Origin of the sequence: Duganella sp. SG902, assembly GCF_013376005.1 — a bacterium.
Lineage (GTDB): Bacteria > Pseudomonadota > Gammaproteobacteria > Burkholderiales > Burkholderiaceae_D > Rugamonas.
In genome coordinates, this window is the sequence record NZ_JABMJK010000011.1 from 127264 (window position 1) to 147038 (window position 19775).

General features: G+C 64.8%; 14 protein-coding genes and 2 pseudogenes. 10 read left to right on the top strand and 6 right to left on the bottom strand.

Going from position 1 to position 19775, the window contains the following annotated elements; translation table 11 throughout:
- The first annotated feature begins 7 nt into the window (after window positions 1-7).
- The 8 genes and pseudogenes from FHW83_RS21865 to FHW83_RS21895 all read left to right on the top strand — a co-directional run bounded on the left by FHW83_RS21865 (window position 8) and on the right by FHW83_RS21895 (window position 10073).
- Window positions 8-739, top strand: a complete 732-nt coding sequence (locus FHW83_RS21865) for a hypothetical protein (RefSeq protein WP_229224298.1) — start codon at window positions 8-10, stop codon at window positions 737-739.
- 42 nt (window positions 740-781) lie between these two features.
- Window positions 782-1351 (top strand): prepilin-type N-terminal cleavage/methylation domain-containing protein, encoded by a 570-nt coding sequence (locus FHW83_RS21870; RefSeq protein WP_176648470.1) that lies wholly within the window; start codon window positions 782-784, stop codon window positions 1349-1351.
- Between the two features lie 66 nt (window positions 1352-1417).
- The gene (locus tag FHW83_RS21875) at window positions 1418-2485 is read left to right on the top strand and encodes a phosphotransferase (protein WP_176648471.1); all 1068 of its coding nucleotides are present in this window, start codon (window positions 1418-1420) and stop codon (window positions 2483-2485) included.
- A gap of 103 nt (window positions 2486-2588) precedes the next feature.
- Entirely contained in the window at window positions 2589-7109 is a 4521-nt protein-coding gene (locus FHW83_RS21880; RefSeq protein ID WP_176648472.1) for a PAS domain-containing protein, read from the top strand.
- Complete coding sequence (locus FHW83_RS21885; RefSeq protein ID WP_176648473.1) at window positions 7106-8032, top strand: diguanylate cyclase domain-containing protein; 927 nt, start codon at window positions 7106-7108, stop codon at window positions 8030-8032. The genes FHW83_RS21880 and FHW83_RS21885 overlap by 4 nt, the downstream gene beginning before the upstream one ends.
- Before the next feature lie 235 nt (window positions 8033-8267).
- A pseudogene (locus tag FHW83_RS31375) lies at window positions 8268-8855 on the top strand (trypsin-like serine protease); the annotation flags it as partial.
- Between the two features lie 363 nt (window positions 8856-9218).
- Window positions 9219-9320: pseudogene (locus tag FHW83_RS31380) on the top strand (PEP-CTERM sorting domain-containing protein); the annotation flags it as partial.
- A 96-nt stretch (window positions 9321-9416) separates the two neighbouring features.
- Window positions 9417-10073: a DUF6683 family protein gene (locus FHW83_RS21895; protein WP_176648475.1), complete on the top strand. Its 657-nt coding sequence runs from the start codon at window positions 9417-9419 to the stop codon at window positions 10071-10073.
- A gap of 44 nt (window positions 10074-10117) precedes the next feature.
- On the opposite strand, the gene FHW83_RS21900 is transcribed toward FHW83_RS21895, so the two are convergent.
- The 5 genes from FHW83_RS21900 to FHW83_RS21920 all read right to left on the bottom strand — a co-directional run bounded on the left by FHW83_RS21900 (window position 10118) and on the right by FHW83_RS21920 (window position 14896).
- Window positions 10118-10594: a low molecular weight protein tyrosine phosphatase family protein gene (locus FHW83_RS21900; protein WP_218106392.1), complete on the bottom strand. Its 477-nt coding sequence runs from the start codon at window positions 10592-10594 to the stop codon at window positions 10118-10120.
- A 72-nt stretch (window positions 10595-10666) separates the two neighbouring features.
- Complete coding sequence (locus FHW83_RS21905) at window positions 10667-11026, bottom strand: hypothetical protein (RefSeq protein ID WP_176648476.1); 360 nt, start codon at window positions 11024-11026, stop codon at window positions 10667-10669.
- Window positions 11027-12102: 1076 nt separating this feature from the next.
- Complete coding sequence (locus tag FHW83_RS21910; protein WP_176648477.1) at window positions 12103-12366, bottom strand: hypothetical protein; 264 nt, start codon at window positions 12364-12366, stop codon at window positions 12103-12105.
- A gap of 192 nt (window positions 12367-12558) precedes the next feature.
- The gene (locus FHW83_RS21915) at window positions 12559-13695 is read right to left on the bottom strand and encodes an acyl-CoA dehydrogenase family protein (protein ID WP_176648478.1); all 1137 of its coding nucleotides are present in this window, start codon (window positions 13693-13695) and stop codon (window positions 12559-12561) included.
- 10 nt (window positions 13696-13705) lie between these two features.
- Window positions 13706-14896, bottom strand: a complete 1191-nt coding sequence (locus tag FHW83_RS21920) for an acyl-CoA dehydrogenase family protein (RefSeq protein ID WP_176648479.1) — start codon at window positions 14894-14896, stop codon at window positions 13706-13708.
- A gap of 213 nt (window positions 14897-15109) precedes the next feature.
- On the opposite strand from FHW83_RS21920, the gene FHW83_RS21925 reads away from it, so the two are divergent.
- The gene (locus FHW83_RS21925) at window positions 15110-16510 is read left to right on the top strand and encodes a glycoside hydrolase family 88 protein (protein ID WP_176648480.1); all 1401 of its coding nucleotides are present in this window, start codon (window positions 15110-15112) and stop codon (window positions 16508-16510) included.
- Between the two features lie 10 nt (window positions 16511-16520).
- Window positions 16521-17720: a DUF4861 family protein gene (locus tag FHW83_RS21930; protein ID WP_176648481.1), complete on the top strand. Its 1200-nt coding sequence runs from the start codon at window positions 16521-16523 to the stop codon at window positions 17718-17720.
- Between the two features lie 96 nt (window positions 17721-17816).
- Here FHW83_RS21930 and FHW83_RS21935 read toward each other — a convergent pair whose 3' ends face one another.
- Complete coding sequence (locus tag FHW83_RS21935; RefSeq protein WP_176648482.1) at window positions 17817-19646, bottom strand: family 16 glycosylhydrolase; 1830 nt, start codon at window positions 19644-19646, stop codon at window positions 17817-17819.
- Between the last annotated feature and the right edge of the window lie 129 nt (window positions 19647-19775).

Below are 19775 nucleotides of genomic sequence, written 5' to 3' on the forward strand. Positions count from 1 at the left end.
CCGCGCCATGCCGCCCGCCTTCCCGCCATCCACCACCCGGCCGCGGCTGCGCCGCGCGCCGCGCGGCACGCTGCTGGCCGTGCTGCTCGCGCTGGCGGTGCAGATCGGCTGGCAGGCCAGCCGTCCGCCGCCCCGCGCGCGCGCGCAAGACCTGCCGCCGCCGCCTTCGCTGGCCAGCCTGCGATTGGCCGCGCTGGGCGACCCGGTGGCGCTGTCCAAGGCCACCATGCTGTACGTGCAGGGCTTCGACGAGCAGGCCGGCATCAGCATCGCCTGGCGCGACCTCGATTACCACAAGGTGGCCGGCTGGCTGCGGCGCGTGCTCGAGCTCGACCCGCGCGGCCAGTATCCGCTGCTGGCCGCCAGCGAGGTGTATGGCGCCGTCACCGACCCGGCGCGCGCGCGCCTGATGCTGGACTTCGTCTACGCGCGTTTTGGCGAAGATCCCGACCGCCGCTGGCCCTGGCTGGCGCACGCCGCGCTGGTGGCCAAGCATCGGCTGCACGACCTGCCGCTGGCGCGCAGCTACGCGCGGGCGATCCGCCTGCAGGCGACCGGGCCGCAAGTGCCGCCATGGGCGCGCGAGCTCGAAATCTTCATCGCCGAGGACATGAACGAGCGCGACAGCGCGCGCGCGCTGATCGGCGGCCTGCTGCGCAGCGGCCAGATCACCGACCCGCACGAATTGCGCTTCCTGTCCGACCGGCTGGACCAGCTGAATGCCGACCACAAGCCCTAGGCCGCTTGCTATACTACACAGACAATAACGAAAGGATCGTCCATGCGCCCCTACCCTCACACCGCGCGCCAACGCGGATTCACCCTGGTGGAAATCGCCATCGTACTGGTCATCATCGGCCTGCTGCTGGGCGGCGTGCTGAAGGGCCAGGGCCTGATCGACAGCGCGCGCGTCAAGAACATCATCCAGCAATCGACCTCGCTGACGGCCGCCGTCAACGCCTACCAGGACAAATTCCGTGCCCTGCCCGGCGACGACGTGCAAGGCACCACCCACGCGCCGGGCGCCACCGGCAACGGCAACGGCGACGGCCAGATCGCCGAGTACCTGCTGGCGCCGCAACACCTGGCGCTGTCGGGCTTCATCACCGGCTCCTTCAACGGCACCACCGACTTCATGACCAGCGCCCAGGGCGGCGCGGTCTACATCTACAACGACGTGGTGGCCGGGCGCGGCGGCAACGGCGTGCGCCTCGACAACCTGCCCGACTCGTTCGCCGAACAGGTCGACAGCAAGCTCGACGACGGCAAATACAACACCGGCTCGGTGCGCGCCACCAGCCCCTACACCAACAACGGCAGCGTCATCCAGCGCACCGCCGTGTTCTTCTGAATTTAAAAGCACGGCCGTACTTTTATTCGTTTAGAATGGCTGTCACCACAATAAGAGGGAGACAGCATGTTTGAAGAATTCATCGGCACCAAGGCGGTGTCCGCGCGCCACCAGTTCGACATCGCCGCCCTCGACGGCTGGCTGCGCCGGCACGTGGCCGGCTATCCGGACGGCGAACTGACGGTCGAACAGTTCAAGGGCGGCCAGTCCAACCCCACGTTCAAGCTCAGCATCGCCGGCCGGCACTACGTGCTGCGCACCAAGCCGGCGCCGGCCGCCAAGCTGCTGCCCTCGGCCCACGCCATCGAGCGCGAATACCGCGTGATGGACGCGCTGCAGCGCCACGGCTTCCCGGCCGCGCGCCAGTACGCGCTGTGCACCGACGAGGCGGTGATCGGGCGCGCCTTCTACGTGATGGAATTCGTCGAGGGCCGGGTGCTGTGGGACCAGGCCCTGCCCGGCATGACGCCGGCCGAACGCGCCGCCATCTACGACGAGATGAACCGCGTGATCGCGCAACTGCACACCATCGATTATCACGCGATCGGCCTGGCCGACTACGGCAAGCCGGGCAACTACTTCGCGCGCCAGATCGAGCGCTGGAGCAAGCAATACCTGGCCTCGCAAACCGAGACCATCGCCGCCATGGACCAGTTGATCGCCTGGCTGCCGGCCAACATCCCGCCCGGCGAGGACACCAGCATCGTGCACGGCGACTTCCGGCTTGATAACCTGCTGTTCCATCCGACCGAGCCGCGCATCCTGGCCGTGCTGGACTGGGAACTGTCGACGCTGGGCCACCCGTTCGCCGACTTTTCCTACCACTGCATGAGCTGGCACATCGAGCCGGGCAAGTTCCGCGGCATCGCCGGGCTGGACCTGGCGGCGCTGGGCATCCCGTCGCAGCAGGAATACATCGCCCGCTACGCCGAGCGCACCGGCAAGACCATCGCGCTGGCCGACTTCAACTTCTACCTCGCCTTCAATATGTTCCGGCTGGCGAGCATCATGCAAGGCATCATGAAGCGCCACGTCGACGGCACCGCCGCCAGCGCCCAGGCGCTGGAATCCGGACGGATGGCGCGGCCGATGGCCGAACTGGGCTGGTCCTACGCCCGCGGCAAGGCCATCTAGCGGGACACTGTGGCGGACGCGCTCCGCCCTGGACAAAAGCGCTTTATGAAATCCCGCGCCTCGGCTACTATCGTGCTGCCAGCACTCTAGTGAGGCCCGGGGCGTGACAGAGACCAAACGCAAACAACTGCCATCCATCCGCTCGCAGATCGCGCTGCTGGTGCTGGCGTGCGCGCTGCCGACGGTGATCGGTTTCGGCGCGCTGGTGGCCCAGTTCTACAGCAGCGCGCGCGAGACGCTGAAGCAGGACACCCAGCAGGCCGCCCGCGCGGTGGCCGCCGCCATCGACCGCGACCTGGTGCAAAGCGAGGGCGCGGTGGTGGCGCTGGCGTCCTCGCCCAGCCTGCGCGGCGGCGACCTGGCCGAGCTGCGGCTGCAGGCCGGCGCGCTGCTCAGCCCGCAATTCCCGGCCTCCCAGTTCATCCTCAGCGACGCCACCGGCAAGGCCGTGATGAACGTCGGCGCGCCGCTGCCCGACACCCTCAACACGGTCAACAACGCGCGCCGGCTGGCGGCGGTGTTCGGCCACGGGCGGCCGCAAATTTCGGTGGTGGTGGTGGCCGGCAGCGCGCTGCTGGCGATCGACGTGCCGGTGTTCCTCGAAAGCCGGATCCGCTACACGCTGACCGCCCTGCTCAAGCCGGACCGCCTGACGCGCATCCTCAAGGACGAGCACATCAGCGCCGACCAGGCCATGACCTTGTTCGACGCCGACGGCAACGCGGTGGCGCAGGCAGGCGGCCCGCGCCTGCTGCTGGGCCACGCGGCCGACCCGGCGCTGCGCGAACCGCTGCGCCGGGGCCAGGAGGTGCTGTTCGCCACCGAGGACGCGGCCGGCACGCCGGTCTACCTGGGCCTGAGCCGGGCGCCGGTCAGCGGCGCCACGGTGGCCATCGCCAGCCCGCAGTCGCGCGCCGCCGCCGAGCTGCTGGAGGCGGTGGCGCTGATCGCCCTGACCATGCTGGCGGTGCTGGCCGCCGGCTTCTCGCTGGCCTGGGCCATGGGCGGGCGCATCGCGCGCTCGGTGCGCGACCTGGTGGGCCCGGCGCAGGCGCTGGCCAGCGGCAAGCCGTTCGCCATGCCGGACGTCACCTTCGCCGAGGCCGACATGGTGGCGCGCTCGCTGCAGGCGGTGGAGGGCGACCTGCTCAGCCACAGCCAGGAGCTGGAGCGGCTGGTGGCCGAGCGCACCGGCCAGCTGGAAAAGAACCGCAGCCAGCTGGAGACGCTGTACGCCACCGCGCCGGTCGGCCTGAGCTACGTGGACGCCGAGCTGCGCGTGCTGCGCATCAACGATTACCTGGCCGCGCTCAACGGGCAAAAGGCGATCGCCCACCTGGGCCGCCACATCGGCGACATGATCCCCGACCACGCGGTGCGCGCCCAGGTGCTGGAGGATTACCGCATCGTGCTGGAGAGCGGCAAGCCTTTGACCGGGCTGGAGCGCACCGGCAACCCGGCCTCCTCGCCCGACCAGCCGCACCACTGGGTGGCCAGCTACTACCCGCAGTTCGGCCCGGACGGCAAGATCGTCGGCATCACCGCCCTGCTGCTGGACGTGACCGCGCACAAGCGCGTGGAGGCGGAGCTGCGGCGCTCGCGCCAGCTGCTGAGCTCGGTGCTGGAAAACATCCCGGCCATGATCTTCCTCAAGCGCGCCGGCGACCTGCGCTTCGAGATCTTCAACCGCTACGGCGCCCAGATGCTGGGCACCACGAGCGAGCACATCGTCGGCAAGACCGACTACGAGCTGATGCCGGCCGAGCTGGCCGACGAGTTCAAGGCCGCCGACCTGCGGGTGCTGGCCACCGCCCCCGGCGAGGTGACCGAGATCCCGGAGGAGCCGCTGGTCACCGCCAGCGGCACCCGCTACCTGACCACGCGCAAGGTGGCGCTGCGCGACGAGCACGGCAATCCGAGCCACGTGCTGGGCATCTCGCTCGACATCACCGATCGCAAACAGGCCAAGGAGGTGCTGCACGCCACCGCCGAGCGCCTGGCCGCCAGCGTGCATTTCGTGCGCACGGTGACCGACAACCTGCCCGGCATGGTGGCCTACTGGGACGCCGAACTGCGCTGCCGCTTCGCCAACCGCTATTTCCTCGACTGGCATGGCGTCAGCCAGAACGACATCATCGGCGCCGCCATGCGGGACGTGGTCGGCGCCGAGCAATACGCCGAGGGCGAGGCCTATGTGCGGGCGGCGCTGGCCGGCGAGCCGCAGGGCTTCGGCGGCCGCCTGGAATGGCCGTCGGGCGAGGTCAGCCACACCTGGGTCAACTACATCCCCGACCTCGACGAGCACGGCGCGGTCAAGGGTTTCTTTGTGCTAGTCTCCGATATCACCGAATTGAAGGAAACGGAATTGCACTTGCAGGACGTCAACGAGGAATTGATCGTGGCGCGCGACCGCGCCGAGGCCGCCAGCCGCGCCAAGAGCGAGTTCCTGGCCAACATGAGCCACGAGATCCGCACGCCGATGAACGCCATCATCGGCCTGGCGCGCCTGCTGGAGGAGGCGCCGCTGGCGCCGCGCGAGCGCGGCTACCTGCACAAGATCCAGTTCGCCACGCAGTCCCTGCTCAGCCTGGTGAACGACGTGCTCGACTTCTCGCGCGTGGAGGCCGGCCAGCTGGTGCTGGAGCACGCCACCTTCAACCTGCAGCACATCCTCGACAGCATCAGCGTCATGCTCAGCGGCAACGCCAGCGACAAGGGCGTGGAGCTGGTGTACGACATCGACCCCGGCATGCCGACCGAGCTGGCGGGCGACCCGATGCGGCTGCAGCAGGTGCTGCTCAACCTGGTGGCCAACGCCATCAAGTTCACCGCCCAGGGCGAGGTGGTGCTGACGGTACGCCCGGCGCCCGGCGCGGCCCGGCCCGGCGACCGCGCGCTGCTGGTGGAATTCCGCGTGCGCGACACCGGCATCGGCATCGCGCCCGAGCAGCAGGGCAGCATCTTCGACGCCTTCTCGCAGGCCGACAGCAGCACCAGCCGCAAGTTCGGCGGCGCCGGCCTGGGGCTGGCGATCTGCCGCCAGCTGGCCGACATGATGGGCGGCGCCATCAGCGTCACCAGCGAGCCGGGGCGCGGCGCCGAATTCCTGTTCGCCTGCCCGCTCGAATGCACGGCGCCGCTGGCGGCGCCGGCGCCGCCGCCGGCCAGCAAGTCGCTGTCGGTGCTGATCGTCGACGACAACGCCAGCGTGCGGCAGGCGCTGCAGGCGGCCGGCCGCAGCTTCGGCTGGCACACGGCGTGCGCGGCAGGCGCGGCCCAGGCCCTGATCCTGCTGCGGGAATGCGCGCGCGCCGACCGCCCTTACGACCTGCTGCTGCTGGACCGCGACATGCCGGAGCTGGACGGCGCCGCCATGCTGCGCCAGGCACCACCGGACCTGGCCCTGCCGCCGGTGTTGATGATGACCTCGGAACACCAGGCCGCCACGCTGGTGCAGCAATCGGCCGAGCTGGGGCTGGCCGGCGTGCTGGCCAAGCCGGTCAGCCCGGCGCGGCTGCTGGAGCGGGTCAGCGCGCTGCTGGCCGGCGACCAGGCCACGGTTCACCCGCAGCCGGAGCACTCGCCGCTGCACGGGCGCCTGAACGGCATGCGCATCCTGCTGGTGGAGGACAACGAGATCAACCAGGAGGTGGCGCAATACATGCTGCTGCACGCCGGCGCCACGGTCGACGTGGCGGCCAACGGCCAGCTGGCGGTGGCGGCGCTGGCGGCCGCGCCGGCGCAGTATGACGTGGTGCTGATGGACGTGCAGATGCCGGTCATGAACGGCTACGACGCCACCCGCGAGATCCGCCGCCAGGGCCTGCTGACGCTGCCGGTGATCGCCATGACCGCCAACGTGCTGGAGGACGACCGCCGCCGCGCGGCCGAGGCCGGCATGAACGCCCACGTGGCCAAGCCGATCGACGTCGAGGAACTGATCTCCGTGCTGACCCGGCTGGTGACCATCCGTGGCGCCACGCGCGAGATGGTGGCGCCGGTGCCGGCCCAGGCGCCGCCGCCGGCCGCCGCCCTGTTATCGCCGCTGCCCGGCATCGACGTCGAGGCGGCGCTGGCGCGGCTGGGAGGCAACCAGGAGGCGCTGACCGCCCTGCTCAAGCGCTTCGAACAATCCCAGGGCGGCGCCGTGGCCGAGGTGCGCGCCCTGCTGGCCGCCGGCCAGCGCCAGCAGGCGGCCCAGGTGCTGCACCGCCTGCGCGGCGTGGCCGCCAACCTCGGCGCCACCGACGTGGCGCGCCTGAGCGCCGCCGCCGAGGCGGTGCTGCACGACGCGCCGGCCGACACGCTGGCCCTGCCGAACGCGCTGGGCCAGCTGCAGCAGGCGCTGGAACTGGTCACGCGCACCGCGCGCGGGCTCGCCGCGCCGGCCCCGGGTATTCCGGACAGCAACACCAGCACACCCGACCTCGAGCAAAAGCTGGCGGAGTTGCAAGGATTGCTTCAGAATAACAATCTGAAAGCACTGGAACACTTCCGGGCCTTGCGGCCGTCGCTGGCGTCGGCCGGCCAGGCGCAGGCCTTGGGAGAGGCGGTGGAAACCCTCAACTTCAAGGCCGCGCGCCAGATGGTGGAAGAAATGCTGCAGCGAAAGGAAAGTGCATGAGCTGGACCGATCTGGCGCGCAACGGCCGCATCCTGGTGGTGGACGACGCCATGGAGAACATCCAGATCCTGCACCATGCGCTGCGCGAGGAGCACGAGGTGCTGTTCGCGCTCGACGGCGAGCAGGCCCTGCAGATCGCGCACGAGCAGCAGCCCGACCTGATCCTGCTGGACGCCGTCATGCCCGGCATGGATGGCTACGCGGTGGTGGCGTCCCTGCGCGCCTCGCCGCGGCTGCAGGACATCCCGGTGATCTTCGTCACCGCGCTCAGCCAGCCGGAGGACGAGACGCGGGCGCTGGAAAGCGGCGCGGTCGACTTCATCAGCAAGCCGTTCAACGTGGCGGTGGTGCGCGCGCGCGTGCGCAGCCAGCTGACCATCAAGCGCCAGGCCGACGCCATGCGCGAACTGAGCAAGACCGACGGCCTGACCGGCCTGGCCAACCGCCGCAACTTCAACGACACCATCGACGCCGAGTGGCGCCGCTGCGCGCGCGCCGGCCTGCCGCTGTCGCTGATCATGATCGACATCGACCACTTCAAGCTGTACAACGACCACTACGGCCACCAGGCCGGCGACGCCTGCCTGCAGCTGGTCAGCGCCGCCATGCGGCGCTGCGCCACCCGCCCGCAGGACCTGCTGGCGCGCTACGGCGGCGAGGAATTCATCCTGCTGCTGCCGCAGGAGGGCGCGGACGGCGCCGAGGTGGTGGCCAAGCGCATGCTGGACGAGGTGGCCGCCCTGGCGCTGCCCCACGCCGCCTCCCCCACCGCGCCGGTGGTCACCCTGAGCATGGGACTGGCCAGCATCCTGCCGCCCACCGACGGCATCGACGTCGAGACGCTGATCCGCACCGCCGACGCCAACCTCTACCGCGCCAAGCAGACCGGCCGCAACCGTTACTGCATCAGCCTCGACGACTGACTCCGCCCCCGCCCGCCGTTTGTCCCTAGCGTAAAACTACCCGCTTTGGCAAGCATTTGTTGTAGAAATATATTTCACAAAAATACAGAATATTTTTACAACGACAATGCTATATTGGCAATTCCGTGATCACGCACGGAATGACAAAGTTAATTAACAATAACCAATATAATCAAGGGTAGAGTTCATGAAAGTTCAGTCGAAAGCATACACTTTGATCGCGATGGCGGTCGGCATGCTGGCCGCGTCGGCGGCCCAGGCAGGCAACGCCGACGCCCTGACGCCACTGACCGGCAACACCAGCGCGCCAAGCAACTGGCGCTTCACCCCGGGTCAGGTGTTCAACGGCGTGGCCGGCGCGCTTGACGGCGTGGCACGTCTCAGCTTCACCAACGCCGGCGGCAACTGGGCATGCTCCGGCTCGCTGTTGGCGGGCGGCCAGTACGTTCTGACCGCCGCGCACTGCGCCGACGACTTCAGCGCCATGAAAGTCCAATTCGGCTGGGCCGACGGCACCGCCGCCGTCACCCGCACCGTCAGCGTCGGCAACGCGTTCGTGAATCCCAACTGGAACGGCAACCTCGACACCGGCGCCGACATCGCCATCCTCAAGCTGGACCAGGCGGTCACCAACATCCAGGGCTACAAGCTGAGCACCACCAACGACGTCGGCAAGGATTACCTGATGGCCGGCTACGGCACCACCACCGACGGCAGCACCGGCACCGCCACCAACTGGAACGACGGCCGCTGGGGCCACTACGGCTACAACACCTTCGACGTCGACAGCCAGACCTACAACCGCGTCACCGACGAGGCCATCGGCTGGGGTTACGACGCCGGCTATTACGCGCCGGGCGTCACCTACATGAGCGACTTCGACGACGGCACCGGCGAGCACAACACGCTGGGCCGCATGTCGGACGTGGTGGGCGGCGGCTGGACCAGCGGCGCCGGCCTGGGGTCGAAAGAGGCGCTGATCGCCGGCGGCGACTCGGGCGGCGGCGACTTCATCTGGAACGGCAAGGAATGGATCCTGTCGGCGGTCCATAGCTGGGGCTGGCAAGGCAAGGATGCCTGCCCCTGGTTCGGCCTGAGCGGCTGCGACGTCAGCGGCACCAACTCCTCGAGTTACGGCGACCTGTCCGGCTCGACCGCGACCTTCTCGCACATCGGCTGGATCAACTCGGTGACGGCGGTGCCGGAACCGCAGACCTACGCCATGCTGCTGTCCGGCCTGGCGCTGGCGGGCGTGGCGCGCCGCCGCAAGCAGAACGCCGCCGGCTAAACGCCGGTCGGGGCCCGCGCCGGTCAGAAAACACTGTATCGTGCGCGGGTTGTTCTTTATGCTGAGCGGTTTTCCACAGCCAGCCGGAGGAGCGCCATGAAGTACCCCCTACTGTTCGTCGCCCTGATGGGTGGTGCCGCAGGTCCCGCCTTGAGCCAGTGCTGCGGCTACGGCATGAGTTACGACAACGTGACCGTCTGGCCGCAGCCCAATCTGCACCTGCCCGGCGCGCCGGAGCCCAAGTACAAGAAACCGCCGCTGGTGACCGCGCCGCCCAACGTCCAGGCCAATGCCCGCGCGCTGTCGATGAACTTCCCGCCGGACAAGCGCGCCGAGATGGAAAAGGCCTTCATCCTCAGCATGGATATCTATCTGAAAGTGGAAAAGAAAATGGGCTGGTATCCGCGCGACCTGGCGGGCGGCCTAGCCACCTTTGTGGTCGGCAACTACATGGTGCTGAAAAACACCGAGGTCTCGGACGAAGCCTACGATGCCGTCACCCGCCAGTTCCGCGCCCAGGACAAGCTGCGCGACATGCTCAAGAACAACGCCCCGGAAAAAGTCCGCGACGTGTTCGAGCAAAGCGCCATGATCGGCGCCTTCATGGCGCTGACGCAGAAGTCGCTAAAACAGAACCCGCAACCGCCGGCCGTGCTGCAGAACCTGCACAACGCCGCCGCCGAAAACCTGAAACTGGTGATGCGCACCGACCCAGAAAAACTCAGCATCGACATCACCGGCATCGCGAAATAATGGCGAACTCCCAGCGCGACAGTCCGCAGCCCGAATATGCGACATCACTCTATCATCAGGATTGATGGCACTGTCTGCTTTAGCTGTTCGACCAGTTCGGCATCCATGTACCTATAATCATCAGGAATATCTAGCACGTGAATCGACTTAAAATCCAACACTCGCGTGTACTCTGCTTTTAACCGCGACTTATGCTTCTCTTCCATGACCAAGATTACATCAGCCCACCGAATGTCATCTTCTGAAACATGATGTCGGGCATTAGGACTTGTTCCTCCTGATCGCACATTCAATTTTGGATGACTACGCCAAACAGTTTCTGCCGTCGGGCTTCGCCATTGATTTTTGCTGCAGACGAAAAGGACGTTGATTTGCTCACTGGCCTCGGAAATAGAATTCTTTCGTAACTCAGCGTCAGAAATTCTAGGGTACTCGATACCAAGCTGCTTTGCGCGTGCAAGTTTTGTCGACCTGATATACAAATCCTTCCAGTTCTTTTCGCGTTTTCCTTCATTTTTCATATCATATTTTCAGCGACATAAAATTTCGATAACTGCTATTGGCCGGTAGCCGCATCCGTTAATCAATCGAACCTACGCACCGCACACCCGCGCAGCGACGCGAGTCCGCACAACGCCGCCGACGACAAATAATGGTGCCTGAGCGAGAATTATGCATAGAAGTGCTATCGCTGAGCGAAGCAAGGGTTCTTTAGTCGCATATTGCTGCAACGGGAGCCACAAAATGAACAAAGCCAAGCCACCGGAGAATGTTGTGACCCACATCGCAGCACTGCCAAAGGTGATTCCCAACACAAACGAAGTACCCGACACGAAAAGCAAAATCGGCAGGAAAGTGGGCCAAAGTTCTGCCTGAACGGCTCCAATATTGACACCGAATATCGTCGCGAGTGCGGTGAACAAAAACGCGCTGATCGCTGCAATCAACTTCATTTAACTATTTCCCTTTTCCGCAATCCGATAGCGGGATCTGCTTTTGGCCGATGTCAGACCCCACCATTTCGTACGGTAGGCCCGTAAAACTCTGGATCACGAACGCATTTTTCAACCGAACCATTATATGGATCAAAATCAGCCATCTTCCTGCAAATCTTATCCTTGTACTCAATCTTCGCAGCACAAGACGATTTCTTAGGTTTCTTCTCTTCCTTTTCCATGCATAGTTGAACATCCTCATGGAAGAAATCATCAGTTCCCACTTTGTACAAACAGTAATCGGCTTGCCAATGAACTGCTACCCCTGGCACAGAACATTTCTTCTCTGCCGCGTGCGCATAATTGCAGACAAAAAGCGCAATGAGTATTGTTTTCCGAAACATATCTACCTTGAAAAAGAGAGGTGACTATAGTGGATTTCAACCGTCTGCTGTTGGCCGGATTCGGCCTGAATGACCAGAATAGCATCTTGCCCACTTGCAAAGTTCACGATTTGTAACGACGGGGCGGAAGTTGCTCCAAAGCTGATTCGCACTAGCACCATGCGGGGCGAATTGACCGGGACTCGCGGACGGGGTCATGCGACCGACAATAGCCGCCGTGCTGCGCTATACCGACGGCCCTTCCTTCCGCGCTAATTGTCACGGTTAGAGTGAACTGATCACCCCATTCTCGCTTGTAGTAGCTAATCCTAGGCCAGGGTGGAGGTGCGAAGTCAAGCGCGATACGTGCCATGGTGATTTCCTCTAGTCCGATTCGCGAGAGGTTCGTCAGCTTTTCAAGAAGACGGCGATAGCGCGCCAATACAGGTGCAAATTCAGATGATGAAGGAAGAATGGATAACGTCAGCAAATCAAGTATTACCATGGTCCGACCATACTGCTCGGCCAGCGAACGTAGTTTGCCGATTGCCCAGTAACCATCCAGATCGTTGTTCCGGCTATTGAATGAGCCGCACAAACCGATGGCAATATTCCTCAGGCGCCTCCCTTTAGGCATACATCAGTCCCATTCAATTAATTTAGTGCATTACGTCGAGACACTATGGTCCGCAGCCGGTTGCTGTCCTGTCCTTACTTGGCAGTAGATCGCCACTCATCAATCAAGGCTCTTACAGCAGCAGCTTCTTCCAGAGACGCCTGAAGTTCCTCATCAGTGGCAGCGTCGAAGGTTTTTAAGCGAAGTTCGAACTGCCGCACCAATCGTGCTGCACGTGCAGCTAACTCCGATGGCAAGGTAGTCGCCAGATCGTCACCGGACAACTGGTCGAGAGGAGCAGCGGCTCGATGGAATGCATAGATATATCGCCCTACGCGCTCAAAATCAGCATTCCGCATGTTTTCATTCCTCTCGAAGGGTGGCTTACATCTTCGTTCGCTGCCGGGACTGCCTTCGTAGCGATATGTGCCAAGAATAACATCTTGCCAGTCTGCAAAAATCACTGATTGTCACAAGGTCGTTGAGCGCTGGCTGTTCGGCGCAAGTGTGAATGCGCTCTCCGCGTTTCTGCGGAGACGGTCCATAACTGATCACGAATGCTGCTGGAAACCGCGCTGGGCGGTGAAGCGTTCGAGGTGGTGGTCGACATCGCCCAGCGTGAGTTCGATCATGCTCAGGCGCTTGAAGTGGTGCGCGGCCGGCAGTTCGTCGGTCACGCCCATGCCGCCGTGCAGCTGCACCGCCTGCTGGCCGATGAACTTGGCCGCCTGCCCGATCCGCACCTTGGCCGCCGACGCCACGCGCCGGCGCTCCTCGGCGTCGCACGCCATGCGCGCGGCCACCAGCAGCGCCATCGAGCGCGCCTGCTCCAGGTGGATGTACATGTCGGCCATCCGGTGCTGCAGCGCCTGGAAGCTGCCGATCGCGATGCCGAACTGCTTGCGCGTCTTCAGGTATTCCAGCGTGGCGTTGAAGATCGCGTCCATCGCGCCCACCGCCTCCGCGCACAGCAGGCTGATGCCGTAGTCGGCCGCCTCCTCCAGCATGTCCCAGCCGCCGCCCATCTTGCCCAGCAACGCCGACGCCGGCACCGCCACGTGGTTGAACTGCACGGTGGCCGCGCGCTGGCCGTCGATGGTGCGGTAGTCGCGGATCACCACACCTTGCGTGTCGGTCGGCACCACGAACAGGCTGATGCCGTTGGTGTCGCGCTGGGTGCCGGCGCTGCGCGCCGAGACGATCAGCGCGTCCGCCTGACCGCCGTGAATCACCACGGTCTTGGTGCCGTCGATACGATAGCCTTCGCCGTTGATGCTGGCGATGGTCTTGATGTCGGCCAGGTCGTGACGCGAATGTTTTTCGCCCAGCGCGCAGGCCAGCTTGAGCTCGCCCTTGGCCACATCTTCGAGCCGGTGACGCTGGTTGCCCGCCAGTTGCAGGAACTTGGCGCCCCACACGGTGGCGAAGTACGGCTCGACCACCAGCCCGCGCCCCAGCTCCTGCATCACCACCAGCATGTCCACCGCCGAGCCGCTGAAGCCGCCCTGCGCTTCCGGCACCGGCAAGGCCGTCATGCCCAGCTCCACCAGCGTGTTCCAGGCCACGTCCGACACGCCGCTTTGCGAGTGGATGATGCGCTTGCGCGTCTCGAAGCTGTAGTCCTTGTCGACCCAGCGGCGCAGGGCGTCGGCAAATTGCTGTTGCTCTTCCTTGAAATTGAAATCCATCGCCGTTCCCTCACAGGCCCAGAATCATCTGGGTGATGATGTTTTTTTGTATCTCGTTCGACCCGCCGTAGATCGAGGTCTTGCGGTAGTTGAAGTAGTAGCCGGTCAGCGGCGCAGCCGCGTCGTCGCCGGTGACGGCGTGGTCGGCCTTGCCTTCCAGGTAGTCGGTGTCGAACGGCAGCGCGTCCGGCCCCAGCGCCTCGACCATCAGCTCGGTCAACTGCTGCTGGATTTCCGAGCCGCGGATTTTCAGCAGCGATGCCTCCGGCCCCGGCGCGTGCGATTCGCGCGTCAGCACGCGCAGCACGGTGGTTTCCAGCGCCATCAGTTCGATCTCCAGGTTGGCCACCTTGGCCGCGTACACCGGGTCCTGCATCAGCGGCTTGCCGTGCTTGTAGTGTTCGGAGGCGATCTTCTTCAGGAACAGCAGTTCGCGCTTGGAGCGGCCCACCGCCGCGATGCCGGTGCGCTCGTGCCCCAGCAGGTATTTGGCGTAGGTCCAGCCCTTGTTCTCCTGACCGATCAGGTTTTGTACCGGCACCTTGACGTTGTCGAAGAAGACTTCGTTTACCTCGTGGTCCTCATCCAGCATGATGATCGGCCGCACCGTGATGCCGGGCGATTTCATGTCGATCAGCAGGAAGGAAATGCCCTCCTGCTTGCGCACGGTGGTGTCGGTGCGCACCAGGCTGAAGATCATGTCGGCGTGCTGGGCCAGCGTGGTCCAGGTTTTCTGACCGTTGACGATGTAGTGGTCGCCGACGCGTTCGGCGGTGGTTTTCAGCGAGGCCAGGTCGGAGCCCGAACCCGGCTCGGAGTAGCCCTGGCACCACCAGTCGTCGCAATTGAGGATGCGCGGCAGGTAGTGGGCTTTCTGCGCCTCGTTGCCGAACGCCATGATGACCGGCGCCACCATGTTGACGCCGAACGGCAGGATGGGCGGCGTGCCGGCCCGGGCGCACTCCTCCTCCCAGATGTGGCGCTGGGTGGCGCTCCAGCCCGGGCCGCCGTACTCGGCCGGCCAGCCCGGCGCGGCCCAGCCCTGGCGCGCGACGATCTGGTGCCAGCGCACGTAATCCTGGCGGCTCAGGCGCAGGTGGTTGCGGACTTTCTTCTGCAGGTCGCTCGGCAGGTTGGTGTCGAGGAAGCCCCGCACCATGTCGCGAAACGCCAGGTCCGCGGCCGTGTAGGTCAAATCCATGCTGTCTCCTTGTTGTGCTGAAAAGCACGATCGTTCACAACGATTGTACTCCCATGTCTCTTTTCATAGGGCGACTGAATCGGCGGTTTTGTTCACTTTCAGGAAAGCTTTTTATCCGACCACAAAATTGGCCTGTCCGGATTGCAAAAGTGGCCGGACCAATCTAGAATGGCCTGACCAAATAAACGTTTAACAATAAAGAGACGAAAACCCGTGACCTCCCCCACCGCCCTGCTCGCGGCCATTGCCGCCACCCTGATCGCCCTGCCGGCCCACGCGGACGGCGCCTACCGCAACCCGGACAACAAAAGCGTCTACGACGCCGGCGAAGGCACCTATCCGGTGCCGTACAAGAAGCCGACCGTGGCCGAAATCAGCGCCGCGCTGGACCGCATTCGCGGCTACATGGAGGCCACCACGCCGACCAAGGTGATCCACAAGGACAGCGGCGTGCAGATCACCGACTTCAGCAAGCCGGTGGCCGACGCCATCGTCGAGCCGAGCAGCGCTGAATGGGGCATCCAGGTGTACGAGATGGGCGTGGTGCACGCCGGCCTGATGAAGGCGGCCGCCGTCACCGGCGACAAGAAATACACCGCCATGATCGAGCGCCACTTCCAGTTCATGCACGACAAGCTGCCCTACTTCAAGGCGCAGGAAGAGCAGTTCCACCTCAAGCGCGCCAACAGCTTCACCCGCTTCATCGACCCGCGCTCGCTGGACGACGCAGGCTCCATGTGCGCGGCCATGATCCGCGCCCGCTTCGCAAAGATCGGTCCGGACATGGGCCAGTTCATCGACGTGTGCAGCAACTGGGTGGCCAAGAAACAATTCCGCCTGAAGGATGGCACGCTGGCGCGCGAGCGGCCGCAGGCGGTGTCGCTGTGGGCGGACGACATGTACATGGGCGTGATGCCGCTGGGCGAGATCGGCCATCTGACCGGCAAGCGCGAATACTATGACGACGCCGTCAAGAACGTGCTGCAAATGACCGGCTACCTGTACAACCCGCAACTGAACCTGTACACCCACGGCTGGAACGCCAACAACCCGGACGCGCCGCGCTTCTACTGGGCGCGCGCCAACGGCTGGGCCGTGCTGACCATGAGCGACCTGCTGGACGTGCTGCCGAAGGACCATCCGGGCTATCCGAAGGTGCTGGCGCAGCTGCGCCTGGCCCTGCGCGGCATCGCCGAGCAGCAATCGGGCACCGGCCTGTGGCACCAGATGATCGACCGCCATGATTCGTATCTGGAAACCTCGGCCAGCGCCATGTTCACCTACGTGATCGCGCACGCCATCAACGAAGGTTGGATCAGCCCGGCGACCTACGGCTCGATCGCGCAGGCCGGCTGGATCGGCCTGCAGACCCGCATCAACGCGCGCGGCCAGGTGGAAGGCACCTGCGTGGGCACCACCTTCGCCAGCGACCACATCTATTACTACAACCGCCCGACCAGCGTCGACGCGCTGCACGGCTACGGCCCGGCGCTGCTGGCCGGCGCCGAGATGATCAAGCTGCTCAACAATCCGAAGATCGACATCCAGGTCAAGCTGCGCACCTACCACTACGTGCCGAAGGATGCCGGCGCCACCAACTACAGCCATGAATAAGGGGATCGCCATGCGCACTTATTTGTTACCGATCGCCGCCCTGCTGGCCGGCGGCTCGCTGCACGCGGCCGAGCTGGCGCGCATCACCGTCAGCAACGACATGGACCAGGCGCGGCCGTCGGAGACCATCGCCATCCCGTGGAGCGAGATCAACCGCGCGCTGCCGGGCGCGCTGATCCAGAAGATCGCGGTCAAGGACAGCATGGGCAACCTGCTGCCCTACCAGGTCAGCAACGTCAAGCCGCAGGCCAAGGACCCGCAGGGGATCGGCGTCGCGTATGGCGAGCTGTACTTCCAGCACAGCTTCGCGGCCGGCGAAAAGCAGGCCACCTTCACGGTGGAGAAGACCGAGGGCGTGACCGCGCCGTTCGCGACCAAGACCTTCGCCCGCTACGTGCCGGAGCGCCTGGACGACTTCGCGTGGGAGAACGACCATGTCGCGCATCGCACCTACGGCCCGGCGCTGGGCGCGCCCGACAGCGCCGGCGTCGGCAAGGAAGTGCTGGTCACGAGCGGGCTGGACATCTGGTTCAAGCGCGTCAGCTATCCGATCGTCGACCGCTGGTACAACAAGGGCCACGACCACTACCACCACGACGAGGGGGAAGGGATGGACATGTACAACGTCGGCAAGTCGCGCGGCGCCGGCGGCACCGGCGTGTGGGACGGCAAGCAGCTGTACGTGGGCCGCAACTACGCCTCGTGGAAAGTGCTGGCCAACGGGCCGATCCGCAGCGTGTTCGAGCTGACCTATGACAGCTGGGACGCGGCCGGCACCAAGGTCAGCGAGGTCAAGCGCTTCACCGTCGACGCCGGCCAGGACTTCGACACCATGGACAGCACCTTCACCTTCAGCGGCCCGTCGCAGCTGACGGTGGCGGTCGGCCTGAACAAAAAGCCGGCCGACAAGAACCAGAATGAAAAAATCACGGTTGGCCGCGAGGGCGCGACCCTGACGCAATGGGTGACGCAAGACACCAAAGGCGCGTTCGGCACCGCCATCGTGCTGCCGGGCGCGACCGGCACGGCGGACGACGCCCTGAACGAGCTGATCCTGGCGCCGGTCGAATCGGGCAAACCGCTGCGCTACTACATCGGCGCGGCGTGGGACCGCGCCGGCCACGTCAAGACAGCGGCCGAGTGGCAAGAAAAAGTCAAATTCATCGCCGCGCGCGCCGCCCACCCGCTGAAGGCTACCGTCGCACCATAACTCCGGGGTCAGGTCCTCCATTTCTACACGAGCCCAGCAGTAGGCGCGCCTACTGCTGGGCTCGTGTAGAAATGGAGGACCTGACCCCGGATTCTTTTATTGCATGGTGTAGGCTTGCTGGGTGGTGTCGACCGCGTAGTTGTTGGCGCTGTCCCAGTAGGTGTAGTTGTAGCGCACCACGTCGCCTGCCTTCAGGCCGCTCGCGGTGTAGCTGTTCACGCCGCCCGCCTGCGTCATCCGCACATTCAGCTGGCCACCGTTGTTGACGGTGTAGTGCACGTCCGCCCAGCTCGATGTGTTGATGCTGAATTTCAGCATCGTCGAGCTGGTCTGGACCGCGGTCGGCGCCGGGGTGGGCGTTGGAGTCGGGGTGGGCGTTGGAGTCGGGGTGGGCGTTGGAGTCGGGGTGGGCGTTGGCGTCGGAGTGGGTGTCGGCGTTGGGGTCGGCGTCACGCCGCTGTCCCAGATCACGTCGTCAATCGACATCTGGAACGCCGATTGCGGCAAGGCCGCGCCGTCGCTGGCGATCTGGAACATGTCGAGCATCGATTGCAAGGCGATCTTCGGCCCGGCCAGGTCGGCGATCGGGATGGTGGCCGTGCCCCAGTCGCCATTGCGCACCAGCCCGTAGGTGGTGGCGTTGGCCGGGAATTTCACGGCGTTCTGGTTGGTGTAGGTGTCCTGGATGCCCACCGTGAACGCGACGTTGGCCGGGATCTTGATCTTCAGCTTCATATTGCCGTTGCGGAAGCCGCTCATGTCGCGCGCCTGGCGCGACTGCACGCTGCCGCCAAACCACGAGCCCGGCTGGTTGAAGCTCCACGACATCGCATTCGCGCCTTCATACGGCGCGATGTTGCCGGCCGAGGTGGACGCCGTGTTCCACACGAACACGTCCGAGGTGACGCCCGCCTCCAGCTTGTTGTTGACCACGGTGTTGTCCGTGAAGACGCCGAACTTGCCGACCTCGGCCGGGGTCTGGTTGCCCAGCTTGACCGCGCCCTTGCCGTCCAGCTGGTACACGCGCACGTAGTCGACGTACATGGTGCCCGGCAGCGGCGCCGTCACCTGGGCCGGCGTGGCGGCGTCGGTGAAGTTGCCACCCACCGCCAGGTTGAACAGCAGGTAGAACGGCGCCTGCAGCGCGGTCGAGTTCACCGGCAACGGGCTGTTGTACATGTCGTACTCAAGGCCGTTGTCGATCACCGTGAAGCGCATCTGCGATTCGGTCCAGTAGAAGCGGTAGATGACGAAACGGTTGGCCAGCGATTGCGCCGGCGCGTACCAGTTCTTGGTCTGCCACGCGGTCGAGGCGGCGCAGCTTTCGTTGCCCGGCACGCAGGCGGCCTGCTGCCAGGTGATGACGTTGGCGCCGGTGAAGTTGTCGATGCCCGGCGCCGGGCTGCCGGCCGCCGCCCGGCTGCTGGCCTTGTGCCCCATTTCCATGATGTCGATCTCGCCCTTGCGCGGCCAGGTTTGCGGGCTCACGCCCAGCATCCACGCCGCCGGCCACAGGCCGGTGCCCAGCGGCGGCGTGGCCATGCGGATTTCCACCATGCCGTACTGCACCTGCACCTTGTTGAAGGAATCGATTTTGCCGGAGGTGAAGGCATTGCCGCCCACCGTCTGGTTGCGCGCCTGGATGGCCAGCGCCCGCGTGCCGGATTCAAACGGCACGTTGACGATGGACAGGTTGTTCGGGCTGTAATACTCCAGCTCCTGGTTGCCATAGCCGCACAGGTTGATCTGGCAGCCGTTGCCGTCGTAGGTGTTCCACAAGCTGGTGTTGAGCGCCGTGCCGTTGAATTCCTCCGACCACAGCAGGGCGCCGATGACAGGACTGGTGACGCTGGCCGTCGCAGACATGCCATACGCCAGCGCCAGGCTAGCGGCGACGGCGGACAAAACGAATTTCTGGTTTTTCATTATGTCTCCTTATCCACACTCCGAACAAATTGGAAACGATTCCAATCGCGAATTCAAAATATATTCCGATAAATATTTTTTGTCAACGCGTTTGCGCAAGCGTGCACAAGGCTGCGGTAATAAATAGAC